This window comes from Crocosphaera sp. Alani8 (assembly GCF_038442745.1).
Classification (GTDB): domain Bacteria; phylum Cyanobacteriota; class Cyanobacteriia; order Cyanobacteriales; family Microcystaceae; genus Crocosphaera.
Genome location: NZ_JARVCN010000401.1, coordinates 1 through 2,659 on the forward strand (window position 1 = coordinate 1; position 2,659 = coordinate 2,659).

Here is a 2,659-nt window from a genome sequence, read left to right on the forward strand (position 1 = left end):
ATCTTTGTCCCCTAACTTTCGGCGAGTCCCCCCAGACTTTTTGAGAAGCTTCAGAAGGACTATCTTTAGATACATACAGATTGTATCTTTTTTTGATGAGGATGTTCAAGGAGCTTATTATGAAAAGTCAACTTAGCACACGCAAAGCAAACCGACAGGACATACCATTTCTGGCGAGAATTGAATACGAAGCGTCTTTGCCACCTCTGAATCACTGTTTTTGGGAAGACTTGTTGGAAGGAACTCAAACGGAGGTGTTGCCATTTATTGAGGCAAAGCTTAAGGCTGATGCAGGTAACTGGGGTCTCTTAGAGGATTTCGTGATTGTCGAAGAGCAGGGAAAACCTGTGGCCGCAGCGGCTGGATATTGTCCAAATCAAGATAATTACTCCCCTTTAAACCTTTCAAACCTGGATAAAATGGCTCAAGAATTAAATTGGTCTCAAGAGATAGCTGAAGGTTTTCGAGATGGCTATCTGCAATTTTTGGGCGGGAATTTACGACCATTGTTTCTTTCACCTCAAGCCACATGGATTATTGAAACCGTAGCTGTCTTACCGGAGGCACGGGGGAAAGGTTTGGGGAAATTCTTAATTAAAGCCTTATTGGAAGAAGGAAAAAGACAGCAGCACTCCTACGGCGGAATTATGATTCTTAATGGCAACGATGCCGCTCGTCGTACCTACGAAGCTGTTGGATTTAAGCCTTATCAAACATTTTATGAGGATTACTTCAGAGATCAATTCAATCTGGAATTTCCAGGAGTGACGAAGTTCGGCGTAGACCTTAACAAAATAGAGATAAGTTAAAGATGTAGTGGAATTAGAAAATAACCTGTAAAGATTTAAAGGTGGGAAGAATGGTCGAAATATCAAAGCTAGTAGGCTATTCTTCTCCTTTTGATTATCCAATACTCTACTTACTAATAAAACTAACAATAAAAGCAAATAGCAGTAACGCTGTCCTCGCAGGTATTGAATAGTTTTGAATAATAGCAACTTGTTTTATTTTTATATTTTTAAAATGGCTATTAATAATGCTGGCTTGTAAGTGTGATTCATAACCATCAAAAAGCCCCATAATTGCCAGAATACTATTAAGTTCTAGAAACGTCCACCATCTCAACCATCCAAACATGAAATTAGTTGAAGGTAGAGTGAGAAACCAAATATTAGTAATAATAGATAATGGTATTATTATAGAACTCCATAAGATAAAATCTGTAATAACTAACAAAGACCAACTGTTTATCCTATAAAAACAGTTTTTTTGCTTGTCTATATTAGAAGTAGTTATGTCATCTAGTATTTTATTGATTATTTCTCTGGTTATATTACTAAGATATATACTCAATGTGATAGCAAAACCTAGAATCAAAAACTTTTTATCCGTAAAAGGAGTTCCTATATTGAGGATTTTTTGAATTGACTTTCTAACATCTTCATCATTCAATATATTGACTATATCGTTGGGATTTATGTTGGTTTGAAGGATTATTTTTGTATAAAGATAATTAGAAAGCATTTTGTTAAAGGATCAAGATATTCACTAAAGATGATTACTTATTTTATCGAATGCTCCGTTGTAAACAAAATTTTTCACCATATCAGCTTTAAAGAAATCGTGAGGAAAACCTAATTCAATTTCACTAACTTGTTCAAGTTGTTTTATTTGTTCAGCGGATAATGTTAGATTAACACATTGCAAATTGTCTTCTATGTGAGCTACTTTTCTGGCACCGATGATGGGAATAACACCTTTACTTAATAACCAACTTAAAGCAACTTGTGATGGGCTTTTACCTATTTGTTGAGCCACTTTATCTACTTCTCCAGCTATTGCTAAACTGCGCTGATTTTTATCCACAAATCCCTCCATCATTTCATCATCCAATCTGCGTTCTTCCCCATTGGTTTTCTCTTTGCTATATTTTCCTGTCAGCCAACCACTTGCCAAAGGAGACCAAGCTGTAACACCAATATCTAATGTTTGTGCCATTGGGAGAAATTCTCTTTCTGGGGTGCGTTGAATTAAACTATATTCAATTTGTAAGCCGATAAACTGCGTCCAACCTCTTAATTCAGCTAATGTATTACATTGAGCTACGACCCAAGCTGGTGTATCAGAAATCCCTATATAAAGAACTTTCCCTGCCCTAACTAAATCGTCTAACCCTCTCATTACTTCTTCTACTGGAGTCAGAAAATCCCATATATGTAGCCATAAAACATCGATGTAGTCTGTATTTAAACGTTTGAGACTTCCTTCTACCGAGTGCATCATATTTTTACGGTGATTCCCCCCACCGTTGGGGTTTCCATCTCCCAATCCATTTGTATATTTAGTGGCTAAAACCACCTCATCTCTATGAGAGGCCATAAACTCACCGAGAAACTTCTCACTCGTTCCATTGGTATAAATATTGGCAGTATCGATAAAATTTCCACCAGCTTCCCGAAACTTATCATAAATTCTTTGACTTTCTTCTAATGAAGACCCCCAACCCCAGTCTTCCCCAAAAGTCATTGTTCCTAAACAGAGTTCTGATACTCTCAGTCCACTTTTGCCCAGTAATTTGTACTGCATTTTAAGGTACTCCCGAATAAGTAATACCAAATCCGCTCTTGTTATACCCTTTATAAGCTAGAATAGGCAGATG

3 protein-coding genes are annotated in these 2,659 nt (G+C 36.8%); 1 reads left to right on the forward strand and 2 read right to left on the reverse strand.

What is annotated here, in order from left to right; all coding sequences use genetic code 11:
• Positions 1–119 precede the first annotated feature (119 nt).
• Positions 120–809 carry a GNAT family N-acetyltransferase gene (locus tag P9B04_RS19830; protein WP_342056699.1) on the forward strand — a complete coding sequence of 230 codons (690 nt, stop codon included), beginning with the start codon at positions 120–122 and terminating at the stop codon, positions 807–809.
• 106 nt (positions 810–915) lie between these two features.
• Here the strand turns inward: P9B04_RS19830 and P9B04_RS19835 are convergent, their stop codons facing one another.
• Positions 916–1,524, reverse strand: a complete 609-nt coding sequence (locus P9B04_RS19835) for a hypothetical protein (protein WP_342056700.1) — start codon at positions 1,522–1,524, stop codon at positions 916–918.
• 24 nt (positions 1,525–1,548) lie between these two features.
• Positions 1,549–2,586: an aldo/keto reductase gene (locus P9B04_RS19840; RefSeq protein ID WP_342056701.1), complete on the reverse strand. Its 1,038-nt coding sequence runs from the start codon at positions 2,584–2,586 to the stop codon at positions 1,549–1,551.
• Positions 2,587–2,659: the final 73 nt, after the last annotated feature.

Excerpts from the sequence above, each read along its gene's own strand:
- P9B04_RS19835 (WP_342056700.1), bottom strand. The coding sequence starts at position 1,524 with ATGCTTTCTAATTATCTTTATACAAAAATAATCCTTCAAACCAACATA.
- P9B04_RS19830 (WP_342056699.1), top strand. The coding sequence starts at position 120 with ATGAAAAGTCAACTTAGCACACGCAAAGCAAACCGACAGGACATACCA.
- P9B04_RS19840 (WP_342056701.1), bottom strand. The coding sequence starts at position 2,586 with ATGCAGTACAAATTACTGGGCAAAAGTGGACTGAGAGTATCAGAACTC.